At 43.6% G+C, this 1,545-nt stretch carries 2 protein-coding genes; both read right to left on the bottom strand.

Annotated features, from left to right (window positions below):
- The coding region (locus tag B9T16_RS28580; protein WP_410246379.1) for a peptidoglycan-binding domain-containing protein at positions 1–409 on the bottom strand (409 nt) is incomplete at its 3' end.
- 539 nt (positions 410–948) lie between these two features.
- The coding region (locus B9T16_RS28575; protein ID WP_410246378.1) for a DUF4352 domain-containing protein at positions 949–1,545 on the bottom strand (597 nt) is incomplete at its 5' end.

Genomic DNA, 1,545 nt, shown 5'->3' with positions numbered 1-1,545 from the left:
GTGGAATTAGGGCTAAAGCCTGGCGAGTTTCTTGTCCGACAATGCCATCGGGTCTTAATCCGCGATCGCTTTGAAATTGTCTAACTGCTTGTTGAGTTATCGGACCAAAATTGCCTAAATTAGGATTATTAAAATATCCCAATTCTCGGAGTCTAATCTGTAATTCGGCTACGTCCTGACCTCGGCTACCGCGCCTTAAAACTGGTGAGGTTGGATTTTGAGTAGGGGTGGCGCGGGCGACTATTTGAGTTTCTCGATTGGTGAGACTCTCAGCAGAGGCTACGGTCACTCCCGTTAATAATAAGGCGATCGCACAAGGGAGACCCAGCATCGACCGTCGGAGAAGGTTAACAGGTCGATAACCGCTAGAATATGATTTAGACTTGGTGATGCAACCGTGGTTATCCATAATCAATTAAGCATGGTTTTTCCCCGCTATCCTAGCGCATTTTGACCACTCAAAGATATGGTGCTACTGTGCCGATGAGTGGCCCTCTGAGCCACCCGGTTTCTGTGAAAATATCGGCATCCTCCCGGACATCTGGTTAAGAAACCCCATTTCTCAACCCATCCCGAAAGGTAGCACTTGGCTGACTTTTCCCGGATATACCCGGTCTGTTATAGCGCTTCTCATCTCTATAAGGTACAGCCCTCACCCCAAACCCCTCTCCCAGAAAGGGAGAGGGGCTTTGAAAAGTACCATCACAGTCTGGGAACTGCTATAACTCCCATTGGCTAGTAGGGGGGGGAACAATTCCATGGACCTATTCTCAGCAAATCGTCTGAGGTTATAGGGGTCGGGGTCGGGGTGATGAACTGCTGGCGATCGTATTTTTTTGACCCGGAATAAGATAGAATAAACCGGGCTTCTGAAATACCGTCTCAGTTGTCATTAACCTGATATCTAAGAAACCAAATTTATGAGTATAAATAACTGACAATATTAACCTAGTAAATAGTGAATAAGTCGTCTTCGCTAATGTCTATTCTCTTTCCATTAACTTCTAATTGAAAACCAGAAGCATCACTAGCTACACGAAATACTTTAACAATTGGGAGAACCTGTCCTGGAAATAATTGACTACTCGGTTCGATCCCTTTGTCCTTAAGCCATTGATTTATACTTAAGGTTTCTGAAAAATCATTGATTTCGTTATATTTCCGACCTTGGCTATCAATCAACTTATAGCTTGACCAGGTTATACTACCGGATTGGTTTCCTGTGTTTTTCATTTCTAACCCAACAACCGCCAGTTGACCGCCTTTTGACTCTACATTTTCCATAAAATCATTGCTAGGAACAATGCGATAGAGCATTTGAATGCCTGCAATTTTAACAGCACGATCATTCCTTACATTGATCCAAGTTTCTGTTGGGACCGGTTTTGCTACTGGTTTCGATTTTTGAGGTTCGGGCTTATGAGTGGATGCCGCTACAGACGTGGAAGATTTTGCCATATAGGTCTTGTCATTTTCTTCCGCCGTAACAGAAGATAATCCATTCAGAACCAAAACTAGAATAATGCTGGTAATACCATAATTCTT

Source organism: Arthrospira sp. PCC 8006, from assembly GCF_046480465.1.
In the GTDB taxonomy this organism is placed as follows: Bacteria; Cyanobacteriota; Cyanobacteriia; order Cyanobacteriales; family Microcoleaceae; genus Limnospira; species Limnospira platensis.
The sequence above is the reverse complement of the archived record's forward strand: the minus strand, read 5'-3'. Positions and strand labels throughout refer to the sequence as shown.